General features: G+C 74.9%; 19 protein-coding genes. 10 read left to right on the top strand and 9 right to left on the bottom strand.

Features of this window, described 5'->3' with window-relative positions:
- Positions 1-44: 44 nt before the first annotated feature.
- Together AB0N29_RS18945 and AB0N29_RS18940 are read left to right on the top strand one after the other, a co-directional pair.
- Complete coding sequence (locus AB0N29_RS18945; protein ID WP_364869535.1) at positions 45-1,184, top strand: zinc-dependent alcohol dehydrogenase; 1,140 nt, start codon at positions 45-47, stop codon at positions 1,182-1,184.
- Between the two features lie 9 nt (positions 1,185-1,193).
- Positions 1,194-1,799 carry a hypothetical protein gene (locus tag AB0N29_RS18940; RefSeq protein WP_364869231.1) on the top strand — a complete coding sequence of 202 codons (606 nt, stop codon included), beginning with the start codon at positions 1,194-1,196 and terminating at the stop codon, positions 1,797-1,799.
- 34 nt (positions 1,800-1,833) lie between these two features.
- Here the strand turns inward: AB0N29_RS18940 and AB0N29_RS18935 are convergent, their stop codons facing one another.
- Positions 1,834-3,393 carry an MXAN_6640 family putative metalloprotease gene (locus AB0N29_RS18935; RefSeq protein WP_364869227.1) on the bottom strand — a complete coding sequence of 520 codons (1,560 nt, stop codon included), beginning with the start codon at positions 3,391-3,393 and terminating at the stop codon, positions 1,834-1,836.
- Between the two features lie 81 nt (positions 3,394-3,474).
- Complete coding sequence (locus AB0N29_RS18930; RefSeq protein ID WP_364869223.1) at positions 3,475-4,938, bottom strand: RNB domain-containing ribonuclease; 1,464 nt, start codon at positions 4,936-4,938, stop codon at positions 3,475-3,477.
- A gap of 18 nt (positions 4,939-4,956) precedes the next feature.
- Between AB0N29_RS18930 and yaaA the strand changes: the two genes are divergently transcribed.
- Entirely contained in the window at positions 4,957-5,736 is a 780-nt protein-coding gene (gene yaaA, locus AB0N29_RS18925) for a peroxide stress protein YaaA (RefSeq protein ID WP_302267145.1), read from the top strand.
- 20 nt (positions 5,737-5,756) lie between these two features.
- Here yaaA and AB0N29_RS18920 read toward each other — a convergent pair whose 3' ends face one another.
- From AB0N29_RS18920 to AB0N29_RS18910, 3 genes are all read right to left on the bottom strand, one after another.
- Positions 5,757-6,983: a bifunctional RNase H/acid phosphatase gene (locus AB0N29_RS18920; protein ID WP_302267147.1), complete on the bottom strand. Its 1,227-nt coding sequence runs from the start codon at positions 6,981-6,983 to the stop codon at positions 5,757-5,759.
- Entirely contained in the window at positions 6,980-7,588 is a 609-nt protein-coding gene (locus AB0N29_RS18915) for a C4-type zinc ribbon domain-containing protein (protein ID WP_364869219.1), read from the bottom strand. The genes AB0N29_RS18920 and AB0N29_RS18915 overlap by 4 nt, the downstream gene beginning before the upstream one ends.
- 183 nt (positions 7,589-7,771) lie before the next feature.
- Positions 7,772-8,890, bottom strand: a complete 1,119-nt coding sequence (locus tag AB0N29_RS18910) for a Nif3-like dinuclear metal center hexameric protein (protein WP_364869216.1) — start codon at positions 8,888-8,890, stop codon at positions 7,772-7,774.
- 38 nt (positions 8,891-8,928) lie between these two features.
- Here AB0N29_RS18910 and AB0N29_RS18905 point away from each other — a divergent pair, with 38 nt between their 5' ends.
- The gene (locus tag AB0N29_RS18905) at positions 8,929-9,237 is read left to right on the top strand and encodes an antibiotic biosynthesis monooxygenase (RefSeq protein WP_302267150.1); all 309 of its coding nucleotides are present in this window, start codon (positions 8,929-8,931) and stop codon (positions 9,235-9,237) included.
- Positions 9,238-9,261: 24 nt separating this feature from the next.
- On the opposite strand, the gene AB0N29_RS18900 is transcribed toward AB0N29_RS18905, so the two are convergent.
- Together AB0N29_RS18900 and AB0N29_RS18895 are read right to left on the bottom strand one after the other, a co-directional pair.
- Positions 9,262-9,408: a hypothetical protein gene (locus tag AB0N29_RS18900; protein ID WP_364869212.1), complete on the bottom strand. Its 147-nt coding sequence runs from the start codon at positions 9,406-9,408 to the stop codon at positions 9,262-9,264.
- Between the two features lie 47 nt (positions 9,409-9,455).
- On the bottom strand, positions 9,456-10,988 hold the full coding sequence (locus AB0N29_RS18895) for an AMP-binding protein (RefSeq protein ID WP_364869209.1): 1,533 nt from the start codon (positions 10,986-10,988) through the stop codon (positions 9,456-9,458).
- Between the two features lie 107 nt (positions 10,989-11,095).
- Between AB0N29_RS18895 and AB0N29_RS18890 the strand changes: the two genes are divergently transcribed.
- Together AB0N29_RS18890 and AB0N29_RS18885 are read left to right on the top strand one after the other, a co-directional pair.
- Positions 11,096-12,211, top strand: coding sequence for a Vms1/Ankzf1 family peptidyl-tRNA hydrolase (locus AB0N29_RS18890; RefSeq protein ID WP_364869206.1), 1,116 nt, complete (start codon positions 11,096-11,098; stop codon positions 12,209-12,211).
- A complete protein-coding gene (locus AB0N29_RS18885) occupies positions 12,208-13,113 on the top strand; it encodes an SDR family oxidoreductase (RefSeq protein WP_364869203.1) in 906 nt (301 codons plus the stop codon). Before AB0N29_RS18890 ends, AB0N29_RS18885 begins: the two co-directional genes overlap by 4 nt.
- A 37-nt stretch (positions 13,114-13,150) precedes the next feature.
- Here the strand turns inward: AB0N29_RS18885 and AB0N29_RS18880 are convergent, their stop codons facing one another.
- Positions 13,151-13,498 (bottom strand): hypothetical protein, encoded by a 348-nt coding sequence (locus AB0N29_RS18880; RefSeq protein WP_364869200.1) that lies wholly within the window; start codon positions 13,496-13,498, stop codon positions 13,151-13,153.
- Positions 13,499-13,623: 125 nt separating this feature from the next.
- Between AB0N29_RS18880 and AB0N29_RS18875 the strand changes: the two genes are divergently transcribed.
- The 4 genes from AB0N29_RS18875 to AB0N29_RS18860 are packed head-to-tail and all read left to right on the top strand — an operon-like array spanning position 13,624 to position 17,496.
- Positions 13,624-14,016, top strand: a complete 393-nt coding sequence (locus tag AB0N29_RS18875; protein ID WP_364869197.1) for a hypothetical protein — start codon at positions 13,624-13,626, stop codon at positions 14,014-14,016.
- A gap of 50 nt (positions 14,017-14,066) precedes the next feature.
- Positions 14,067-15,476: an ATP-binding protein gene (locus AB0N29_RS18870; RefSeq protein ID WP_364869194.1), complete on the top strand. Its 1,410-nt coding sequence runs from the start codon at positions 14,067-14,069 to the stop codon at positions 15,474-15,476.
- Positions 15,461-16,138 carry a response regulator transcription factor gene (locus AB0N29_RS18865; protein WP_302267159.1) on the top strand — a complete coding sequence of 226 codons (678 nt, stop codon included), beginning with the start codon at positions 15,461-15,463 and terminating at the stop codon, positions 16,136-16,138. Before AB0N29_RS18870 ends, AB0N29_RS18865 begins: the two co-directional genes overlap by 16 nt.
- Positions 16,139-16,167: 29 nt before the next feature.
- The gene (locus AB0N29_RS18860) at positions 16,168-17,496 is read left to right on the top strand and encodes an MFS transporter (RefSeq protein ID WP_364869190.1); all 1,329 of its coding nucleotides are present in this window, start codon (positions 16,168-16,170) and stop codon (positions 17,494-17,496) included.
- A gap of 31 nt (positions 17,497-17,527) precedes the next feature.
- On the opposite strand, the gene AB0N29_RS18855 is transcribed toward AB0N29_RS18860, so the two are convergent.
- Positions 17,528-18,403 (bottom strand): serine/threonine-protein kinase, encoded by an 876-nt coding sequence (locus AB0N29_RS18855; RefSeq protein WP_364869188.1) that lies wholly within the window; start codon positions 18,401-18,403, stop codon positions 17,528-17,530.

The raw sequence follows: 18,403 nt of genomic DNA, 5'->3' as shown, positions 1-18,403 counted from the left end.
CGGCCACAGCCCTTCGTCCCTACAGGAGCGACACCGTGCGAGCGATGGTCTACCGCGGCCCCTACCGCGTCCGCGTGGAGGAGAAGCCCGACCCACGCATCGAGCACCCCAACGACGCCGTCGTCCGGGTGACCCGGGCCGCGATCTGCGGCTCCGACCTGCACCTGTACCACGGGATGATGCCGGACACCCGGGTCGGCCACACGTTCGGCCACGAGTTCATCGGCGTGGTCGAGGAGGTCGGCCCGTCGGTGCAGAACCTGCAGGTCGGCGACAAGGTGATAGTGCCGTTCAACATCTTCTGCGGCTCCTGCTTCTTCTGCGCCCGCGGCCTCTACTCCAACTGCCACAACGTCAACCCGAACGCCACCGCCGTGGGCGCGATCTACGGCTACTCCCACACGACCGGCGGGTACGACGGCGGGCAGGCCGAACGGGTCCGGGTGCCGTTCGCCGACGTCGGCCCCTCGGTCATCCCGGACTGGCTCGACGACGAGGACGCCCTGCTGATGACCGACGCGCTGGCGACCGCCTACTTCGGCGCCCAGCTGGCCGAGATCGGCGAGGGCGACACGGTGGCGGTGCTGGGGGCCGGCCCGATCGGGCTGTACGCCGCGCGCAGCGCCTGGCTGATGGGGGCCGGCCGGGTGGTGGTCGTCGACCAGCTGCCCGAGCGCCTCGAGAAGGCCCGCACCTTCGCGCACGCCGAGACCATCAACTTCAACGTTGTCGACGACATCGTGCTGGAGATGAAGAAGCAGACCGACCACCTCGGCTTCGACGCGGTCATCGACGCCGTGGGCGCGGAGGCGGACGGCAACATGACCCAGCACCTGACCTCGGCCCGGTTCAAGCTGCAGGGCGGCTCGCCGGTCGCGCTGAACTGGGCCATCGACGGGGCGCGCAAGGGCGGGGTCATCTCGGTGATGGGCGCCTACGGCCCGATGTTCAGCTCGGTGAAGTTCGGCGACGCGCTGAACAAGGGGTTGACCCTGCGGATGAACCAGTGCCCGGTCAAGCGGCAGTGGCCGCGCCTGCTCGAGCACATCCGGGCCGGCTACTTCAAGCCCAGCGACATCGTCACGCACCGCATCCCGCTCGAGCACATCGCCGAGGCCTACCACCTGTTCTCGGCCAAGCTCGACGGCTGCATCAAGCCGGTCATCATCCCGGACGCGAGCTGAGGAGGGGTCGTGGACCACACCGAGGACCTCGGGCGCAGCGAGCACCCGCCCGTCTACACCCGCCGCAAGCCGCCGCTCCCCGAGACCCCTGAGCAGCTGCGCGCGCGCATTCCCGGCTGGGGCGCCGACCTGGACCCGGCGGACCGGCCGTCGTACCCGCGCGAGGTCGCCGCGGAGACCGGCGCCCGTTGGGACCTGCCCGAGCGGCAGCCCGAGCACGGCGAGCGGGAGCGCTCGATCGAGCACGGCATGCTGACCCCCGTCTTCGGCACCGCCCAGCCGCTGCACGGCCTGTCCGGGGCGGTGCGGCGCTACGCCTACCGCCGGCACAGCGAGGGCAAGGCTGCGCACTGGCTGCTGCTCCTCGCCGCCGACCGGGTCGACGTGGCCGAGAACGTCGTGCGGTCGTTCGCGACGCTCCGCCCCGACAACCCGGTCACCGAGACCGGGATCCGCGCCGAGGTGTCGCACGGTCGGTCGCGCTTCGGCGCCGGCCGCTCCGACATCCGCCACCAGGCCGTCGACCCCGTCGTCAACGGCGCACCCTGGGTCGCCGGGGCGCTCGGCGCCGCCTGGGTCGTGCGCCGGTTGGCGAGGGCCGCGGCCCGCGGCTGACCCCGCGTCCGGTCCCGCGTCCGCCGGGCGGCGGCTACCGGGTGGCCGTCGCCCGCCACCGGAAGTCGGCACCGTCGTCGACCGGCGTCCCCATGCAGGCGAGGTCGGTGGCCTGCCAGCAGCGGTACCGGCCGCTGCCGTTCGCCAGCGTCACCTCGACCCACGAGGCCGCCCCGAGCGGTGCCCGCAGCGCCGCCCGGCCCCGCCGGTCGGTGCGCACGAGCCGCGTGGTGGCCGGCCGGCCGCGCACCTTCGTGGTCACCACCGCCGCCGCGCCCGCGGCGGGCGGCGGCAGGTCGAGCTGCAGCCGCACCCGCCAGGCGCCCCCCAGGCCCGCGTGCGGGCTCAGCCGCACGGTCCCGGAGGTGAGGTGGTCCAGCCGCACCGAGCCCCAGCCCGTCGTCCGACCGGCGCCGAGCACCGCCCGGTCAGCCAGCGGCGCCTGCGGGTAGTCGTTGGCCCGCCCCTCGTCGTACGTCGCGCGGGGGTGGCGGTTGGCCGCGGCGAAGCGGACGAACGCACCGCGCAGGGTCGTGCCCCGCTGCTGCAGCACCCGCCCGATCGCCTGGACCGACCAGCGGTCCGGCGCACCGCGTCTCGAGTCGGCCTGGCGCCACACGTCCCGCACGAACGTCGGCAGCCCGCCCCTGGCCGTGCGGAACCGCTCGGTGAGGTGGCGGAAGAGCACCCAGCCGCCGTAGCTGGTGAAGCCACCGGCGTCGACGGGGACCGCCGGCTGGCTGAGCGGCGACCGGCGGAGGTACTGCAGGTTGTCGTCGACGGCGTCGTACAGCTCGTCCTCGGCCCAGGTCGCGGTGGCCTCGAGCAGCCACGGGTCCTCCGCGGCGTCGTAGCCGTACTGCACCGCGTGGAAGTACTCGTGCGCGGCGGTCACCCGGAGGTTGCCGAGCGGGGTGCCCTGCGGGAACTGCGCGGGGTCGTAGTCGTCGTCGAGCACGCAGTAGGCCCACGCGTCGTAGGGACCACCGGGCCGCAGGAGCTCGTCGGTGGTGCAGTAGCCGTAGACCGCCTGGTCGCCGATGTCGACCAGGTAGACGTCGGGCCGGCGGTCGCCGCCCAGCGCACCGTCGGCCTTCGGGGCGCGGTAGCCGGCGCGGACGTAGGTGCGGTGCACGCGGGTCAGCACCGCGAGCGCCTGCTCGACGTGGTCGGGCAGGCCGTCGGCGTCGGCGTCCGCGGTGGGCACCGCGTCCACGCCCCGCTCGACCCAGTGCAGGCAGACCACCGTGCACGTGCGCTGCGGGTCGGCGAGCAGCCCGTAGCCGTCGGGGTCCAGCGGGCCGTCGGTGGGCCGCGCGAGGATCCGGTCGGCCTCCTCCCGCTCCCTCCCGACCAGGCCGCCGCGGCGCAGCGCGAGGTCGCGCAGGGCCAGGGTGACCTCGCGACCGTCCCCGGCGAGCGCACCCCGGGCCGCGGCGAGCGCGACCCGCGCCGCCGGGTCGCCGGGGAGCCGCCCCGCGGGACCCGCCGGCCGATCCGCCCGGGCGAGGACCGGGGCGGCCGACAGGAGGACGACCACCACCCCGAGCGCGAGGACGGCGGCGACGATCCGGGCGTGGAGTCGAGGGAGCACGGGTCCTCCGGGAGTGTGACGGGCGTCACCGACGCCCAGGCCGGTGAGCCTGCCACAGGCCGGGGACCCCCGGAGAGTGGTTCAGCCCTCGACCAGCTCGAAGGCGACCTTCCGGGTCGCGACGTCGGCGGTCACCAGGCGCACGCGCACGTCGGTCCCGAGCGGCAGGTCGCCCGTCGCGGTCACCCGTGCCTCCACGGCGTGCTCGTCGACGGCGACGTCGCCCTTGCGCGGGTCGTCGTCCTCGACGTCGACGACCACGCCCGCGAAGACCTGGCCGACCAGCGGCGCCAGCACCCCGGCCTCGACCAGGTCGACCACCGCGCGCTGGTAGCGGTTGCCGCGCTGGCCGGAGGCCTGCAGCGTCGCGGGCAGGTCGGGGAGCCGCTCGCGCACCCACCCGGGCACCTCGGTGCCGGCGCAGAGCGCCAGGCAGACCTCGCCGGCGTACCGGTCCCCCAGGCGACGCAGCGGGGCGGTCACGTGGGCGTACTCCGAGGCCAGCGCCGCGTGCAGCGGCTGCTCGGGCACCTCGCCGTCGAGCGCGACGTAGCCGCTCCCGCGCAGCAGCCGGGTGCAGGCCACCACCATCGCGGCGTGGTGCGGGAGCTCGGGGTCCAGGGACCGGATGAAGTCGGGGTAGAGCTGCTCGGCGGGCCACTCGATCCCGAGCGCCCGGGCCGTGCGGTGCAGCCGCTGGACGTCGCGCGGGTCCGGCGGCGGGAGGGTGCGGAGCAGGCCGACCCGGGCGTAGACCATCAGCGACGCCGCGGCGAAGCCGGTCAGCAGGGAGATCTGCGCGTTCCACTCCTCCACCGGCAGCAGCCGCCGCAGCTCGAGGTGCCAACGGTCGCCGTCGATGACGACGTCCTGCTCCGGCAGCGGCAGCGAGACCCCGCCACGGGCCGCCTCGCGCGCCAGCCGCAGCCGGCCGACCTCGCCGAGCAACACCAGCACCTCCTCGGCGGTGCCGGCGTCCAGGGCGGCCTGCGCCTCGTCGTAGGACAGCCGGCGGCGCGAGCGCACCAGCGCGCGCTCGACGTGCACGGCCGTGCCCTCCCCCTCGGCGTCGACCCGGATCGTCCACAGCAGCGCCGGGCGGACCCGGTCGGGCAGCAGGGAGCCGGCGTCCTCGGAGATCACCTTCGGGTGCAGCGGGATCTTGGAGTCCGCCCCGTAGAGCGTCTCGCCGCGGCGGTGCGACTCGAGGTCGACCGGGTCGCCGGGGCTGACGAAGGCGTGCAGGTCCGCGATCGCGTAGTGCACGACGTACCCGCCCTCGGCGCCGTCGGCGCGCTCGATGTGCAGCGCCTGGTCGAGGTCCATCGAGCCCTCGGGGTCGATGGTGAGGAAGGGCAGGTCGGTGCGGTCGAGGTCCGGCAGCCGGGGCGCGGCGGCCGCACGGGCGGCGGCCTCCTCGACCTCGGGCGGGAAGTCGGGGGCGACCCCCAGCTCCTCGCGCACCTCCTCGATCCCTGCTCGCAGCCGCGCGGCGGCCACCCCGTCCTGCCTCGTGCGGACCCGGACCACGCGGTTGCTCGGCATGCCTCGTACCTTAGGCCGGTGCTGATCCTGCTCCCGCCGAGCGAGGGCAAGACCGCCCCCCGCCGAGGCGCGCCGCTCGACCTGGCCGCCCTCTCCTCCCCGGTGCTGACCGAGGCCCGCGAGCGCGTGCTCGCCGCCCTGGTCGGGCTCTGCTCCGGCAACGCCGCGGAGGCCGCGACCGTGCTCGACCTCGGCCCCTCCCAGATCGACCTGGTCGAGCGCAACGCCATGCTCCGCGACGCGGCGACCGCGCGCGCCGACCGGGTCTACGCCGGTGTCGTGTACGACGCCCTCGGGGCCACGACGCTCAGCCCGGCGGCCAAGCGGCGGGCGGCCTCTCGCGTCGCGGTGGTCTCGAGCCTCTTCGGGCTGGTGCGCCTCGGCGACCGGATCCCGGCGTACCGCCTCTCCGGCGACGCGTCCCTCCCCGGCGTCGGACCGGTCGCCGGCGTGTGGCGCGAGGCCCTCGGCCCCGCGGTCACCGACGCGCTCGGGCGCGGGCTGCTGGTGGACCTGCGCAGCACGATGTACGTCGCCTTCTGGCGCCCCGACCCCAGCCTCGCGGCGCGCACCGCCACCGTGCGGGTGCTGCACGAGGTCGGCGGCACCCGCAAGGTGGTGAGCCACTTCAACAAGGCCACCAAGGGCCGCATCGTCCGCGCCCTCTTGGAGGACGGCCGCGACCCGCGGACGCCGGCCGCCCTGGCGGAGGTGCTCACCGACCTCGGGTGGACCGTCGAGGTGGGCGAGCCGACCGCCAGGGGCACGCAGCTCGACGTGGTCGTCCGCGAGCTGTAGCCCGCGGCCGGCCCCCGCCCCTACCAGCGGCCGAGGTCGGCGAAGACGTCGTCGCCCGGGGGCAGCGCGTTGAACAGCCGCATCGACGCGCGCCGCTCCCCGTCCTCCTCGGCCGGGAAGAACGACAGCACGGTCACCGAGGCCGGCGTCAGCTCCATCCGGAAGACCGCGTCCAGAGGGGCGTCGACCGCGTGCGCGACGAGCGTCTTGATCGGGGTCACGTGGCTGACGACCACGACGGTGCGGCCGGCGTGGTCGGCCAGTACCCGCCCCAGCCCGGCGAGCACCCGCTCCTCGACCGCGCGGAAGGACTCCCCGCCACCGGCCGGCACGTCCAGCGAGCCGAGCCAGGCGTCGAGCCCGGCCTTGTCCTGCTCGGCGACCTCGCCGAAGGTGAGCCCGTCCCAGCTGCCGAACTCCATCTCGGCGAAGCCCGGCTCCTCCACCAGCGGGCGGCCCAGGACCTCCGCGACGATCTCGGCGGACTCCCGGGTGCGGCGTACCGGGCTCGCGACGACGGCGTCGACCCGCTCGGCCATCGGCTGCAGCCAGCGGGCGGTCGCGCGGACCTGCGCCCGCCCCTCGTCGCTGAGCCCGGGGTTGGCGCTGGCGAGCCCGCCGGAGAACCGCTTCTCCTTGGTGTGCGCGGTGACGCCGTGCCGGACGAGCACCAGGGTCGTGGGGGCTCCGGTGCGGGCGGACCAGCCCCGGGCCTGGGACTGGATCGAGGCGGGCGGGTCGCCGGCGGCCGCGGCGTCGGGGCTCTCGATCTCCTCGATCAGGGAGTCCTCGTCAGGCACGTCCCCGCCCTGCGGCCCGGCGACCGTCACGCCGGAGCGCTTGCCGTCGAGCGCCTCGTTGGCGAGCCGGTCGGCGTGCGCGTTCTGCGCGCGCGGCACCCAGGTGTACGTCGTGCCCGGCGGCGCCAGCCGCGTCGCCTCGCGGGCCAGCGGCTGCATGTCGGGGTGCTTGATCCGCCACCGGCCCGACATCTGCTCGACGACGAGCTTGGAGTCCATCCGGACCTCCACCTCGGCGCCCGGGGCGTGGGCGGCGGCCAGCTCGAGGCCGGCGATCAGGCCGGAGTACTCCGCGACGTTGTTGGTCGCGCGCCCGATCGTCGTCCCGTCCTCGGCGATGACCTCGCCGGTCGTGGCGTCCTTGAGCACCGCGCCGTACGCCGCGGGGCCGGGGTTGCCCCGCGAGCCGCCGTCGGCCTCGATGACGACCGAGCGGAAGCGGCTCACAGCCCCGACTCGGAGGTGCGCACGAGGATCCGCGAGCACTCCTCGCAGCGCACGACCTGGTCCGCGGGCGTGCGGGCGATCACGGAGAGCTCGGCGTTGTCGAGGGTCAGCCGGCACCCGCCGCACTGGCGCGCGCGGAGCTCGGCCGCCCCGACGCCGCCCTTGGCGGCGCGCAGCTTGTCGTAGAGCGCCAGCAGGTCCGCGGGGAGGCCCTCGGTCTTGGCGCCGCGACCGCCCTCGACGGTGGCGAGCTCGGCGTCGATCTCGGCGAACCGCTGGTCGCGCTCGGCGACCAGCGCGGCGAGGCGCTCGTCGTGGGCGGCGAGCTGCTCCTCGAGGTGGGCCAGCGCGCGCTGGGCCTCCTCGAGCTTCTCCATCACCTCGAGCTCGTCGTCCTCGAGGGACCCGATCCGCCGCTCGAGCGACTCCAGCTCGCGCTGCATCCGCTCGAGGTCCTTGGGGTTGGTGATCAGCCCCTGGTCCATCCGGTCGCGGTCGCGGGTACGGCGCGTGCGGACGGCCTCGACGTCGGCGTCGACCTTCGCCTGGTCTGCGGTCAGGTCGTCGACGACGATGCGCGCGTCGCGGGCCTGGTCGTCGACCACCTTCCGGCTGGCCTCGAGCTCGGCGATCTCGGCGAGCTGGGGCAGGTGCGTCCGCTGGTGGCGCAGCTGGTCGACGCGGGCGTCGATCTCCTGGACCTCGAGCAGCGCGAGCTGGGCGGCGGGGTCGGCTTTCAGCGGAGTACTCCCTCGTGCGTGTTCAGATGGGTGGGTGCTGCGGTCCGGTCAGGCGCGGAACGTCCACGGGTCGGTGGACGTGGTGCTGACGCGGGTGCTCACCGTACCGCCCAGCGCCTCGGTCAGCCGCCTCTCGAGCACCGGCAGCCAGGTCCACTCCGCCGCCCAGTGGGCCACGTCGACGAGCGCGGGCCCGCCGTGCTCCAGGAACTCCCCCGCCGGGTGGTGACGCAGGTCGCTGGTGACGTAGACGTCGACGTCGACGTCGCGCACCCGGTCGAGCAGGAAGTCGCCCGCGCCGCCGCACAGCGCCACGCGACGCACCCCCCGGTCGGGGTCCCCACCCACGCGCACGCCGTGGGCGGTCGCGGGCAGCGCGTCGCGCACCCGCTCGGCGAACCCGCGCAGGGTGGTCGGCTCGACGTCGCCGACGCGACCGGTCCCGGTCGTCGCGGTCCCGGGATCGGCGAGCTCCACGACGTCGTACGCCGGCTCCTCGTAGGGGTGCGCCTCGAGCACCGCTCGGACGACCGCCGTACGCCGCGCGCGCGGCAGGACGACCTGGATGCCGACCTCGTCGACGACCTCGGGCCGGCCGACCTCGCCGATCGTCGGGTCGGCGCCGGGCAGCGGACGGAACCGGCCCTCCCCCGGGCTGGTGAACGAGGCCTGGTCGTAGTCGCCGATCCGCCCGGCGCCCGCCTCGGCCAGCGCGGTGCGGACCGCCTCGGCGGTGCCGGCCGGGGTGAAGACGGTGAGCTTGTCCAGCGGCTCGGCGGGCGCGGGCACCAGCGGCCGCAGGTCGGTCAGCCCGAGCGCCAGCGCCATCGACTCCGAGACCCCGCCCACGGCCTGGTCGGCGTTGGTGTGCGCCGCGAGCAGCGCGCAGCCGGCCCGGGCGAGCGTGGTCAGGGTGCGTCCCTTGGGGGTCGCGGTGGTGAACCCGTGCACCGGCTTGAGGAACAGCGGGTGGTGGACGACCAGCAGGTCCGCGCCCCACTCCGCCGCCTCGCGGGCGACCACCTCGGTGGGGTCGACGGCGAGCATCACCTTCGCCACCGGCGCGTCGAGGTCGCCGTGGACCAGCCCGACGGCGTCCCAGCCCTCGGCCGTGGCCGGCGGGTACCAGGCGTGCAGGAGGTCGACGAGGTCCGACAGCGTGGGCACGCGGCCAGGCTATCGCCGAGCCTGCCTAGGCTCGGGGCATGCCCGTCGTGAAGATCAACGCCATCGCCGTCCCCCCGCAGGCCGGGCCCGAGCTCGAGAAGCGGTTCGCCGCCCGGGCCGGCACCGTCGAGGGCACCCCCGGCTTCCTCGGCTTCCAACTGCTGCGCCCCGTCGCCGGCGAGGACCGCTACTTCGTGGTGACCCAGTGGGAGGACGACGCCTCCTTCGAGGCCTGGCGCGACGGTGACGCCCGCGCCGCCCACGCCGGCGCCCCCGCAGGTGGTCCGGTCTCCACCGGCGCCTCGCTCCTGGAGTTCGAGGTCGTCCTCGACGTCGGCCGCGGCTGACCGGTACCGGCCACCGGCTGCCGGCTACTGGGCGTCGTCCTCCGGCACGGTGTCCCCGCCGGGCCCGTCTCCGACGATGTCCTGCTCCTCGCCGACCGACTCGTCCGCCGGCTCGTCGGCCACCTCCGAGAGGTCGAGGGCGGGAGGGACCTCGTCGCTGTGCTCGCTCATGACCCGTCGGTGCCCCGCGCGGCCCCCGGCGAACCGCGGCAGCCGGCTCAGCCGACCTGCCGGCCCTGCCCCTCCCAGTACTGCGCGCGCAGCTTGAACTTCTGCAGCTTCCCCGTCGCGGTGCGGGCCAGCTCCTCGCGGAACTCCACCGACGTCGGCGCCTTGTAGCCGGCGGCCTTGTCCTTGCACCACGCGATCAGCTCCTCCTCGGTGGCGGAGGAGCCCTCGGTGAGGACGACCAGGGCCTTGATCGTCTCGCCCCACTTCTCGCTCGGGACGCCGATCACGGCGACCTCGGCGACCGCGGGGTGGGAGAACAGGACGTCCTCGACCTCGATGGAGGAGACGTTCTCCCCGCCGGTGATGATCACGTCCTTCTTCCGGTCCGAGATCGTCAGGTAGCCGTCCTCCCCGATCGTGCCGCCGTCGCCGGTGTGGAACCACCCGTCTGCGAGTGCCGTGGCGCTCTCCTCCGGCTGCTCCCAGTAGCCGTCCATCACGACGTTCGACCGGGCGAGCACCTCGCCCTCGGGACCTGTCGAGAGCCGTACGCCGAGGGCGGGCGCGCCGGCGCGGACCAGCCTGGCAGCGCGGTCGTCGGTGGACAGCCCGTCCCACTCGCTCCGCGTCCGGTTGACCGTCAGCAGCGGCGAGGTCTCGGTGAGGCCGTAGATCTGGATGAACTCCCAGCCGAGCTCCTCCTCGACCCGTGCGACGGTCCGGGTCGGCGGCGGGGCGCCGGCCACGACGATCCGCACCCGGTCGCGGCCGGGGACGTCGCCCTCCCAGGTGGGCAGGGCGTCGAGCACCGCCGCGACGACGGCGGGCGCGGCGCACATGATCGTCACCCCGTGGTCGCGCACCCGCCGGAGGATCTCCGCGCCGTCGATCTTGCGGATGACCACCTGCTTCACGCCGAGGCCGGTGGTCGCGAACGGCATGCCCCAGCCGTTGGCGTGGAACTGCGGCAGCGTGTGGAGGTAGACGTCCCGGTCGGTCAAGCCGGTGTGCAGGCCCATGGTCAGCGCGTTGACCCAGATGTTGCGGTGGGTGATCTGCACGCCCTTGGGCCGCGCGGTCGTGCCGGAGGTGTAGTTGATGCAGGCGGTGGCGTTCTCGTCGGGGTCCCAGGGCCGGGGCATGGCACCGGGTGCGGCGTACAGGTCCTCGTCGTGCCCGAGGGTGAACCGGTGCTCGGCGCCCACGCCGCCGAGCGCGTCCTCGAGCTCGGGGTCGACGTAGAGGGCGCGCGCGCCGGAGTGCTCGACGATGTAGCGCACCTCGTCGGGGCGCAGCCGGAAGTTCACCGGCACGAGCACCCGCCCGGAGCCGGCGACGCCGAAGAAGGAGCCGAGCAGCCGGGCGCTGTTGTGGCTGACCACCGCCACCCGCTCCCCGACACCGATGCCGAGCTCGTCGAGGTGGGCGGCCTGCCGGGCGGCGAGGTCGCCGAGCTCACGGTAGGTCACCTCTCCCAGCGACGGCGCCGGCTGCTGCGGCTCGTCGACGACGCCGGTGCGGTCGGGGTAGACCGTCACGGCCCGGTCGATGAAGTCGGAGACGCTGAAGGGGACGAGCACGGGACCTCCTGGGCGGCGGGTACGGCGTGACGCCGGCCACTCTAGGCAGGCCTCCGGGGTCGCGCCCAGGGCGGTATTCCGAACGGGTCTCGGGGAACCGACGCCCCATGGACACCACCGACTTCAGCAAGCTCAAGCAGGCGGCCGGTCCCTTCGCCACCGCCTTCGTCGACGTCAGCCGCGGCACCGAGAACGGTGAGCACGAGCACGAGCTCCGGGTGCGCGCGGCGGGCGACCAGCTGCGCGAGCAGGGCGCCGACGACGCGGTCGTCGAGACCGTCGTCCGCGTCCTCTCCGAGCCCAGCGACCGGCCCGCTCCGGTCGGGCGGCTGGTGGTCGCGAACGCCGGCGGCGTGGTGCTCGAGGAGGCCGCCTCGGTCCAGGTCGACCAGCCGGTCGCGACGTGGGGACCGCTCCCCGACCTCGCCGCCTGGATCGAGCACCGTGACAGCACCGTCTCGTTCGTGCTGGCGGTCGTGGACCACACCGGCGGCGACGTCGCGGTGCACGTCTCGGACGTGCCGACCGCGCTGGAGGAGCAGAGCATCGAGGTCGACGACCAGCGCGCCGACGACATCAACAAGGTGACCGTCGGCGGCTGGGCGCAGAAGCACTACGAGCTGCGGGCCGAGAACGCCTGGCGCGACAGCGCCGAGGAGGTCGTCGAGGCGGTCACCTCCCACATCCGCGCCGGCCACCGGCTCGTGCTGCTCGCCGGCGACCCGACGTCGAAGGGGATGGTCCGCGACAAGCTCGCCGGGACCGCGGCCGAGGTGGTCGAGCTCGGCACCGGACAGCGCGCCGAGGACGGCGGCGACGAGGCGCTGCAGCAGGCCATCCGCGACGCGCTCATGGAGCAGGTCGTCCAGCGCCGCCTGGGCGTCGTCCACGAGCTCCGCGAGCGCCTCGGCCGCGGGGAGTCGGTGGCGACCGGGATCGACGACGTCGCCGACGCCTTCGTCCGCGGCCAGGTCGACACCCTCCTGCTCGACCCGACCGCGGCCGCCGAGCACGAGCTCGACCCCTCCCGGCACGAGGGCCTCAGCCTCGGCGACGGCGTGCCCCAGCAGCCGCTGCGCGCCGACCAGGCCCTCGTCGCTGCCGCCGTCCTCACCGACGCCGCGGTCACCGTCAGCCCCCACCAGGCGATGGCCGGCGAGCCGGTCGCCGCGCTCCTGCGCTGGGACCAGCCCAGCGTCGGGACCCAGGAGGCCGGGTCGTGAGCAGCGAGGACCTCGGCGCCGAGCACGGCGCCCACACCCAGCCCGACACCGAGGGCGAGCAGCTGCCGCCGCCCGGGTCGGAGGACTCGGTCACCCGGCAGATGGGCCAGGAGCCCGACCACGGCGAGGAGAGCTACCGCGGGAGCGGCCGGCTCCAGGACAAGGTCGCGGTCATCACCGGCGGCGACTCCGGCATCGGCCGCGCGGTGGCCATCGCCTACGCCCGCGAGGGCGCCGACGTCGTGCTGGCCTACCTCGAGGAGGAGGACGAGGACGGCCGGGAGACGGCCCGTCTCGTGGAGGAGGCAGGGCGGCGCGCGATCACCGTCCCGGGTGACCTCACCTCCGAGGACGCGTGCCGGGAGCTGCTCGACACCACCGTGCGCGAGCTCGGCCGGGTCGACGTGCTGGTCAACAACGCGGCGTACCAGATGTCCCAGCCGGGCGGGATCGCCGACATCACCACCGAGCAGCTCGACCGGGTGATGAAGACGAACCTCTACGCGATGTTCTGGCTGTGCAAGATGGCGCTGCCGCACATGCGCGAGGGGTCCTCCATCATCAACACCTCCTCGGTGCAGGCCTCCTCGCCGTCCGTGCCGCTGCTGGACTACGCGACCACGAAGGCCGGCATCGCCAACTTCACGCGCGGCCTGGCCGCGCAGCTCGGCGAGCAGGGCATCCGGGTCAACTCCGTGGCGCCCGGTCCGATCTGGACGCCGTTGATCCCGGCCACCATGCCGGAGGAGAAGGTCGAGACGTTCGGCCAGCAGACGCCGCTCGGGCGGGCGGGCCAGCCGGCGGAGCTCGCGCCGGCGTACGTCTTCCTGGCGTCCGCGGACGCCAGCTACATCACCGGCGAGGTCATCGCCGTGACCGGTGGGCAGCCCGTCACCGTGTGACGGACGCCCACCGGCCGGGTCGTGGGACGGGCCCCGCTCAGCGCGGCTGGGCGGGGTTCGTCGGCACTCCCTGCGACGGCGGGTTCATCGCCGGGCCCTCCTTGAGGCTCGCGGAGTCCTGCGAGCCCGACTGCGGCGCCTGACCGGCCTCCGGGGTGGCCGCGAGCGGCGAGCCGCCGGACGTCGGGGCGCCGTCGCGGACCGCGGCGAGCCGGTTCTCCAGCAGCTGCACCACCTGCACGCGGTTCGCGTGCGCCTGCTCGTAGGCCAGCACCGCCTCGAGCGCGGCGCCGTCGAGCGAGCGGATCCGGCCCTCGAGCGAGCCGACCGGGAGGTGGTCGTAGTCGGGAAGGGGAAGCTGGTCGTGGTGCGGCACGTCAGCCACGGGGACTCCTTCGTTCCGGAGACAGGTCCCCGTCGGGGTACCCGACGGCACCGGGGGCATCCCGATGAGAGTCCTCTCATGGGCCTCTCATCCACCACCCACCGTGCGGCAGGATCGTGGGCACCATGAGCCCGGTGTGGAAGTACCTCCTCGGCCTCGCCGTCGCGCTCCCCGTCGGGGGGTACGTCGCCGGGTCGCTCGTCGCCTCCAGCGCCGACGACCCCGCCCCGCGCGAGGTGATCGTCATCGAGGACGCGCCCTCGTCGCCGCCCTCCCCCGGCACCACGCTCAGCGCCCGCCCGTCCCGGTCGGCGTCGCCGAGCCCCGACGACGACGGCACCGGCGACCGCAGCGGGTCCGGGGCCGGGTCAGGGGACGGCTCGGACGGCGGCGTGCCGGTCGTCAGCCCCCGGCCCGACGACCTCGAGGACGAGCCCGACGAGCAGGAGCCCGACGAGGACGAGCCCGACGAGGACGAGCGGGACGAGGACGAGCGCGGCGGCGGGGACGACGACTGAACGGCGTACCGCCTCCGCCCGGACCCCGTGCCCCGCGCACGGGGTTCTCCGTGCGTGCCCGGATCACCGCCACCGTGGCCGTGCTGGTGCTGGTGGCGCTCAGCGCCGCCGGGGCGATCGTGTACGCCGTGGAGTCCCAGCGGGTGCAGGCGCAGACCGTGGACGAGGTGGAGCAGGAGCTCGACGAGTTCGCCAAGCTTCGCGGGGACGGCATCGACCCCACGACCGGGCAGCCCTTCGCGACCATCCGGGCGCTGCTCGACCTGTTCCTCTCGCGCAACGTCCCGGACGACGACGAGGTGCTCATCGGCTGGGTCGGGGACGGACCGGTGGTGCGGTTCCCCGGCGACGACCCGCTCTACCGGGACCCGGACTTCCTCGCCGCGGTGCGCCCCCTGGTCACCGCCGGCGGCTCGACCCGCGTCGACACCGCCCAGGGCCGCGTGCTGGTCGCCGCGCAACCGGTCCGCCAGGACGACCGGCGGGGCGCGCTGCTCGTGGTCGTCTACCTCGACGAGGACCGCGCCGAGCTGCTCGACACGATGCGGACCTACGTCGTGGTCGCAGGCCTGCTGACGTTCCTCGTCGTGGCGGCGGCCGCGTGGCAGTCCGGGCGCCTGCTGGCGCCGCTGCGCGTCCTGCGGGAGACCGCGGACGAGCTCCGCGAGACCGACCTGTCACGCCGGATCCCCGAGTCGGGCAACGACGACATCACCGCGCTCACGCGCACGCTCAACGGCATGCTCGACCGGCTGGAGACGGCCTTCGCCGACCAGCGCCGGTTCCTCGACGACGCCGGTCACGAGCTGCGCACGCCGCTCACCGTGCTGCGCGGCCACCTCGAGCTGCTCGACGTCCACGACCCGGTCGACGTCGCCGAGACCCGCGCGCTGCTCCTCGACGAGATCGACCGGATGGCCCGCCTGGTCGGCGACCTGATCCTGCTGGCCAAGTCCGACCGTCCCGACTTCGTCATGCCCACCGAGGTCCCGCTCGGCGAGCTCACCGAGGACGTGCTCGCCAAGGTGCGCGGTCTCGGCGACCGCGACTGGCGGCTCGACGGCACGGCCGACGTCGTCGCGCGCGTCGACGGCCAACGGCTCACCCAGGCCCTGCTCCAGCTCGCCGACAACGCCGTCAAGCACACCGGACCCGGGGACGTCGTCGGCATCGGCTCGTCGTACGACGCCGGGCGGGTGCTGCTGTGGGTGCGGGACACGGGCCCCGGCGTCCCGCAGGCGGACCGCCGGACGGTCTTCGAGCGGTTCGGCCGCAGCCGGGTGCCTGCGGGCGACGAAGGGTTCGGCCTCGGGCTCTCCATCGTCCGGGCGATCGTCGCCGCCCACGGCGGGACCGTCACCGTGGAGGACGCCAGCCCGACGCCCCCGCACGGCGCCCGCTTCCTGGTCTCGCTCCCCCGGTCCGTCGTCGTCGAGGAGGTCCCGTGGCCCGCATCCTGATCGTGGAGGACGAGGCGCGCATCGCGTCGTTCCTCGCCAAGGGCCTCCGGGCCGACGGCCACCAGGCCACCGTCGTCGACGACGGGCGCGCCGGGCTCGACGAGGCGCTGTCGGGCGCCCACGACCTGATGGTGCTCGACCTCGGCCTGCCCGGGATGGACGGCCAGGAGGTCCTCGAGCTGCTGCGCGCCCAGGGCTCCCGGATGCCGGTCGTCGTGCTCACCGCGCGGGACTCGGTGACCGACACCGTCACCGCGCTCGAGGGCGGTGCGGACGACTACATGCCCAAGCCGTTCCGCTTCGCCGAGCTGCAGGCCCGGATCCGGCTGCGGCTGCGCCAGGCCCAGGAGCAGGCCGGCCCGGGCGCGGCGGCGCGGGACTCCGTCGAGGCCGGTGGCGTGCGCCTCGACCTGCGCACCCGTCGCGCGACGGTCGCCGGCGCGGAGCTCGACCTCTCGGCCCGCGAGTTCGCGCTGGCCGAGATCTTCATGCTCAACGCCGGCCAGGTGCTCTCCCGCGAGCAGCTGCTCGACCACGTGTGGGGCTTCGACTTCGACCCCGGCTCCAACGTCGTCGACGTGTACGTCGGCTACCTGCGCCGCAAGCTCGGCGCCGCGACGATCGTCACGGTCCGCGGCATGGGGTACCGCTTCGAGCGCTGACCCGGTGCCCCTCCGGGTACGGTCCGCCCGTGCCCACCCGCAGCGAGCGGCTCGACGCCCTCCCCTTCACCCGCGAGCACGGTCGTCTCGTCGTCGGCTCCGGCGTCGGCTGGGCGCTCGACGCCATGGACGTCGGCCTGATCAGCTTCGTGATGGCGGCGCTGGCCGTGCAGTGGGACCTCGGTCCCACGACCCTGTCGTGGATCGCCAGCATCGGCTTCGTCGGCATGGCCGTCGGCGCCACGCTCGGCGGCCTCCTGGCGGACCGGTTCGGCCGGCGCCAGGTCTTCGCGATGACGCTGCTGGTCTACGGGGTCGCGACCGGCGCCGCCGCGCTGTCCTGGTCGGTCGGTGCGCTGCTCGTCTTCCGCTTCCTCATCGGCCTCGGCCTCGGCGCGGAGCTTCCCGTCGCCAGCACGCTGGTGAGCGAGTACGCCCCCGCCCGCATCCGGGGCCGCGTCGTCGTCGCGCTCGAGTCCTTCTGGGCGGTGGGCTGGGTCGTCGCGGCCCTGATCGGCTACTACGTCGTGCCGCAGTCCGACGACGGCTGGCGGTGGGCGCTGGCGATCGGCGCCCTGCCCACGGCGTACGCCGTCGTGGTGCGTCGCGGCCTGCCGGAGTCGGTGCGCTTCCTCGAGCGTCGCGGGCGGTACGAGGAGGCGGAGGCGGCCGTCCGCCGGTTCGAGGCGGCGGCGGGCGTCCCGGCCCCACCGCCGACCGCCGTCGAGCCGGCGACCACCGCCGCTCCCCCGGCGACGCCCGGACCGCTCGCGGTCTGGGAGCGCCCCCACGCCGGCCGCACGGCCGCGCTGTGGGCCGTCTGGTTCGGGGTGAACTTCTCCTACTACGGCGCCTTCATCTGGATCCCGTCCCTGCTGGTCGCCGACGGGATGGACCTGGTGCGGTCCTTCGGGTTCACCCTCGTCATCACCCTGGCGCAGCTGCCGGGGTACGCCGCCGCCGCGGTGCTGGTGGAGCTCTGGGGCCGCCGGGCCACCCTCTCGACGTTCCTCGTGGGCTCGGCCGTCTCGGCGGTGCTGTTCGGGCGCGCCGACAGCGAGGCCGCGATCCTCGCGGCCGGCATGGCGCTGTCGTTCTTCAACCTCGGCGCCTGGGGCGCGTTGTACGCCGTGACCCCCGAGGTCTACCCCACCGGCCTCCGCGCGACCGGCGCCGGTGCGGCTGCGGGCTTCGGACGGATCGCCTCGGTGCTCGCCCCGCTGTCGGTGCCGTGGCTGCTCGACGCCGGCACCGGCACCACCGGCCTGTTCGTCGTGTTCGCGGCGTTCTTCGCCGTCGCCGCCGCCGCCACCTGGGGACTGCCCGAGCGCGCCGGCGACGCGCTCAGCGACGCCTGAGCGCGGCTGCCCCGGCTGTCCCGGCTCGCCCTCAGCGCGTCCGGAACCCCGCCAGCCGCGCACGGGGCAGGCGGTCCAGCACCGGCTCGAGCGCCTCGGCGACCTCGTGCGGCAGCGGTCGGTGGGCCGGGTCGCGCTCGAGCATCGCGGCCACCACCTTGACCACCTCGTGCGGGGTCCGGTCCGGCAGCGGCCGAGGGTCGGCCCACACCTGGGGGTAGCGGTCCCGGACGTCCCGGGCGTCGAGGTCGCCGTAGTCGAAGGGGCGGTGGCCGGCGACCGCCTCGAACAGGGTGGCGCCCAGCCCCCAGACGTCGCTGGCGTGCCCGGGGGTCCCGGTGCGCGGCGGCTCGGCCTGCTCCGGTGAGAGGTAGGCGTCGGTGCCGATCGGCGAGGTGAGCGCCGCGGCATCCTCGACCCGCCGGGCGACCGACAGGTCGATCAGCCGTGCGGGAGCGCCCATGATCACGTTGCTCGGCTTGATGTCCAGGTGGGTCCACCCGAGGTGGCGCAGGTAGTGGAGCGCCGAGGCCACCTCGATGGCCAGCGGCAGGTACTGCTGCTCCTGGAGCGGCCCGTAGCGCCGCACCAGCGTCGACAGCCGCGGGCCGTCCACCTGCTCCAGGACGACGTGCGGCCGCTCCCCGTCGAGCCGGTGGCGCAGGCCGCGCACGACCACCGGGTGGTTGACGGTCGCCAACGCCTCGACCTCGCGGCGCAGGCCGCGCAGCGCCGAGGCGTCGGCGACCAGCCCGGGACGCACGACCTTGACGACCACCGGCGCGTAGGTGATCTCGTCGAAGGCGAGGAACGCCTCGTACGACGAGCCGCCGCCGAGCAGCTTCACGGCGGTCAGCTCGGGGGTGATCGCGTCCCCCTCGGTCAGGTGCCAGCTGTCCCGGGCCAT

Source organism: Nocardioides sp. NPDC092400 (genome assembly GCF_040684155.1).
GTDB lineage: Bacteria > Actinomycetota > Actinomycetes > Propionibacteriales > Nocardioidaceae > Nocardioides.
This window is presented reverse-complemented; position numbering and strand designations above follow the sequence as displayed.